We start from the raw sequence: 4,268 nt of genomic DNA, 5'->3' as shown, positions 1-4,268 counted from the left end.
AATTGGATGCAACTTTCAACAGTAACATCGGGTAGATTAAGCAGTCTGTCAAGATGAAGATCCATACGGTAGAAATCAATTAGTAGTATCTCATTATACACTTTTCACCAAAAAGCCAGAAGAGCCCGAACAACTCACAAACAACTGTTCCTCTCTAGATCAAAGTTTGTTTTATAAAATTTATAGACCACAAACATTTGAAGCTGCTTTTTGTGAAGTTATGAATGACTTAAATGGTTATCCTACATTATTTTTTATTGATAGTTTTGGACTCAAAGGCGTCAGTTTTGAGCAGATATGTGAAATTGGTCGCTACCTAACTCAGTGTAAAGGCGAACTATTTTTCCTTTTTCATAATATATCAGTAGCTCGTCATGCTGGACGTTACAAGGAAGAATACAAGAGTCATCAACACCAGGTATCTGCTGAAAATTATATGCAAAATTTGACTAATTTTCTAGGCTACGGGTCAGAATTTGTTTGGAAATCAAAGTGGATTGAACTTAAGAATCAACCTCAAGATTTTGAAAGGTGGGCGCTTGAATATTTCAAGGAAAGAATGAGAAAAGAAGGTGGTTTTAGAGGTGTAACCAGTTTTGAAATTAAAGAAACTTACAATGATAGTAGACCCCGATACAGTATAGTAGTGGGCAGTAATCATCCCGAGAAAGCTTTTGGTGAATTTCTGAATGAATTTGTATGGGAGGAAGAAAAATTATTGTTTTTTCAAGATGATTATCAAGGAAATGAAAAATTTCTTGATAAACAATGGGAAGCAGAACAGAAAAGACGAATTGCTATAATTAAAACAGAGTCTATCGAAATCTTGCGTGAAATCAAATCTGAATGGAAGTCTTTTAAAGATGTAATCACTCATATTATTTTAAAATTGAATGATTTGGGTTGTTTAAAAAGAACTCAGTATTACAACGATATTCTCGATCCACTTTATAAAGAAGGACTGTTAGAAATAAAAAATCCGGGTGTCAAAAAGCCTTACACGCTAGATAGTCTTGTCAGAATAGTAGAATAGATTATTAAATTTCAGTTGTAATAATGTAGCCTCTGTTACTAGCATTTATTAATCTTTGATTACCGAAGCAATTTTTGTCTCTGTTTATTCTCAGCTTTTGGCATCTCATCCCAAATTTTATCATCTAGAAGTCTCCCAGCAGCTTTAGGTGTTCTACCTCCCCATTGCTTGAAGAAAAACGCCACTCCAGCATTCTGACACTGATCCCGAATACTTTGTGCCCATTCTGCTTGCATTGGACGGTGTTTTTGTCCCGATTCTCCACCAACTATTACCCAGTGAATTCCGGTTAAATCAAGGTGTAATGGTCCTAAAAGTGGTTCGCAGGATAAAAAGCGTACTTTTGCATTGACTTTTCGCAAAGAATCCACACGATGAACATAACTTTGATTTTCGACAGATACGCCCATCCAAATATTATCAGACCATTCAAGCTGAGAAGCTAACTCTTCTAAACGTTTATCTCGCTTGGTAAGAATTTGATATATATGCCAAGGAGTTTCACGCATTACCTCAAAAACTTCTTTGAGAAAATCAATGGGTACTTCTTCATGAAATAAATCGCTCATCGAATTGACGAAAATACGGCTAGGCTTTTTCCAGCGCTTTGGTTCTTCCAAGCGATTCCTATGGAGTGTTAAATCAAACCCATTAGGAAAATTAGTGTGAAACCTTTTTGTTAATGCTTCTGCATAACAATGAGTACAACCTGGACTGACTTTATCGCAGCCAGTTGTTGGATTCCATGTGCGATCGCACCATTCTATTGCAGTATTAATGTTAGACATTTACTTACTCCTTTTTTCTTTCTATCGGTATCGCACTTGGCATCTTTTATTATATACCCTATTTATTGACTCAGGTAATATTTTTGGTATAGATTAAAGTAAATGTACAAATTAAATATGGGTTATGGGTAGCAGACAAGGCGCGATTAAAGCAGCAGCAGCAAGGCTTGGGATTTCACTCGAAGAGTATTTAACTAAACTAGATGCTGGTTTAAAATGGTGTACCAAGTGCAAAGGCTGGAAGCAAATAACTGAGTTTTCCAAAGATAAAAACCGTGGCGATGGATTAAAAGCTAGCTGCCTTCAATGTGGCAGAGTCGAGGTTCGCAAGGACACTAAAGGTAAAACATCCCCATTTAAAGGAAAGAAGCACAGCACTACGTCATGTCAAAAAATGAGCTTATCGAGATATGGGAACACAAACCGACTTGGCAAGCCTTGCTCATCAGAGCAAAAAAGCTATATTCGCCAGCGCACTATTGAAAAAGCAGCGCGTGGAGTCAAACATCCTAATTGGAAAGGTGGTATCACTCCTGAAAACATAGCATTGAGGCAATCTCCTGAATACATAGATTGGCGCAGGGGTGTGTTTGAAAGAGATGGTTATACCTGCCAACATTGCGGCGATAATCGAGGTGGCAATCTAGAGGCTCATCACATAAAACTGTTCTCGGACTACCCAGAGTTTCGATTCGTAATCGACAATGGACTCACTTTATGTAACAACTGTCACCGAAAAGTCCACTCTAAGCGAAGGTAGCGACGAGTTCCAGATTCTAACTGTCGATTCGATACCAGTATTAATGCTAGACATACAAACACTCGATCCTTGAAATAACTAATTATATTTTTAGGTGCGCTGGATACATAGATTTTATATGTATCAATTTACATTAATGCAGCATCACCTACAACTCCATTATATAATTAATTGAGTTAAATATCAACACTTTTTCAGCAGTTGCATCAAATGTAGATCGTAGTGTAGAATCGGGCTGCAACAGCATTGATACCTAAAACCTTATACAGAACAATTGTGCAAGCACCAGTTTTTTCCGAACTCAACCACCCTGTGGTCACATCCCTGTTCCATCACAGCGATCAGGAATTATTGACCCTGTTTCAAAACCATCCCGATCAGGGTCGCTTCTTCACGGCGATTTTTTGCCGCTACGGTCAAATTGTACACTCCCTGATCCGCCATTCCGTGCGATCGCCCGTACAAGGCGATTACCTGTTCGCCCACACCTGGCAGCATATCTATCACGAGCTCCGAGGCCTCGATTTGCGCCGCGAAACCCAAGATCCTGATAGCGACAATCTCAGTCTCCAAAATTGGCTGATTAATGTCACCGCTGTTTGCATCAATCAAGCCGAATTACCGCCAGTTGAGTCGATTCACTACTCTTTGCAATCCGCTTCGCCTCCCCTGTGGTGTTACGTCAGACAAGCCTTAGAATTGTTGGCGCCACTCCCCCGTTTAGTTGTGTTGATGGCCCAGACTTTCCGCTGGAGCGAAACTAGAATAGCAGCTTATTTGCAAGCTGAAGGTGAAGCTATTTCGCCCGCTCAAGTTAAGGCTTTGCTGCAAAAAGGATATCAAACTTTAGAGTCAAATTTGCCGCAGGATATTCGCGCTATTTATCTGGATGAAAATCTAGATTATCAAGAAGCACTTGTCTAGCAGCCGATAATTCCGCTAATATCAATTATTCTTCAGTCCCCCTCTGCTGCGGACTTTGTTTGACAAGAAGAGGTTTCAATCGCCGATATCAAGAAGCTAACATCAATTATTCTTTAGTCCGCGGAGGCGGACTTCGTTTGTGTAGACGCGGTTTCAACCGCCGAGTCTCGATTGTATTTGACAAAAATCGGTTTCAACCGCACTAATAGTCGGAAATAATATCAGAGGAAAAAATGGCAGTTTATCAAGTTCGGCTGGTGAATGAGGAGCGATCGCTCGATCGCACGATCGCAGTACCGGACGACCAGTATATCCTAGATATGGCAGAAGATGCCGGCATCCGCTTGCCGAATGGATGCAAGCAAGGAGAGTGTTCTGCTTGCGTTGCCAAACTGCTTAGCGGTGAAATCGACCAAAGCGAACAAAAGTTTTTGAAGCCCTCAGAATTGCAAGCTGGCTATGCTGTTACCTGTGTCGCTTACCCGCTTTCTGACTGCACTTTGTTAACTCATCAAGAAAAAGTTTTATATGAAGCAGCTCTCTATTTTAAGTAATGCCAGATGCGTATTATATATTGCCAGAGTCTCGCTAGCGATTCCACAAAGCTGACAAATAAGATTGGTTTGTAGTGAGGACTTCAGGGGAGCATCCCGGTTTTGAAAAAGCCTCAAATAGCCAAGAGATCGTTCAGGTAAGCACAACGAAGTTTTAGCATTTGATTGACATTTTTTTTCAACCATTGAGCTCCGGAGATTTTCAACCT

Annotated in this window: 5 protein-coding genes; 4 read left to right on the top strand and 1 reads right to left on the bottom strand. The window is 40.1% G+C overall.

Features of this window, described 5'->3' with window-relative positions; all coding sequences use genetic code 11:
• Nucleotides 1–166: 166 nt before the first annotated feature.
• A complete protein-coding gene (locus QZ938_RS32780; RefSeq protein WP_293356500.1) occupies nt 167–1,033 on the top strand; it encodes a hypothetical protein in 867 nt (288 codons plus the stop codon).
• Nucleotides 1,034–1,092: 59 nt separating this feature from the next.
• Here the strand turns inward: QZ938_RS32780 and QZ938_RS32775 are convergent, their stop codons facing one another.
• The gene (locus QZ938_RS32775; protein WP_293356497.1) at nt 1,093–1,821 is read right to left on the bottom strand and encodes a DUF5131 family protein; all 729 of its coding nucleotides are present in this window, start codon (nt 1,819–1,821) and stop codon (nt 1,093–1,095) included.
• A 124-nt stretch (nt 1,822–1,945) separates the two neighbouring features.
• Between QZ938_RS32775 and QZ938_RS32770 the strand changes: the two genes are divergently transcribed.
• The 3 genes from QZ938_RS32770 (at nt 1,946) to QZ938_RS32760 (ending at nt 4,059) form a co-directional block, all read left to right on the top strand.
• Entirely contained in the window at nt 1,946–2,581 is a 636-nt protein-coding gene (locus QZ938_RS32770) for an HNH endonuclease (protein WP_293356494.1), read from the top strand.
• A gap of 276 nt (nt 2,582–2,857) precedes the next feature.
• Entirely contained in the window at nt 2,858–3,505 is a 648-nt protein-coding gene (locus tag QZ938_RS32765; protein ID WP_293157009.1) for a sigma-70 family RNA polymerase sigma factor, read from the top strand.
• Nucleotides 3,506–3,738: 233 nt separating this feature from the next.
• Nucleotides 3,739–4,059, top strand: a complete 321-nt coding sequence (locus QZ938_RS32760) for a 2Fe-2S iron-sulfur cluster-binding protein (RefSeq protein WP_293157012.1) — start codon at nt 3,739–3,741, stop codon at nt 4,057–4,059.
• Nucleotides 4,060–4,268: the final 209 nt, after the last annotated feature.

Origin of the sequence: Microcoleus sp. CAWBG27 (assembly GCF_020883145.1) — a bacterium.
Taxonomy (GTDB): domain Bacteria; phylum Cyanobacteriota; class Cyanobacteriia; order Cyanobacteriales; family Microcoleaceae; genus Microcoleus.
The sequence above is the reverse complement of the archived record's forward strand: the minus strand, read 5'-3'. Positions and strand labels throughout refer to the sequence as shown.

What these genes read in the sequence shown, in the direction of transcription:
- QZ938_RS32770 (WP_293356494.1), top strand. Translation starts at nt 1,946, where the DNA reads ATGGGTAGCAGACAAGGCGCGATTAAAGCAGCAGCAGCAAGGCTTGGG.
- QZ938_RS32775 (WP_293356497.1), bottom strand. Translation starts at nt 1,821, where the DNA reads ATGTCTAACATTAATACTGCAATAGAATGGTGCGATCGCACATGGAAT.
- QZ938_RS32760 (WP_293157012.1), top strand. Translation starts at nt 3,739, where the DNA reads ATGGCAGTTTATCAAGTTCGGCTGGTGAATGAGGAGCGATCGCTCGAT.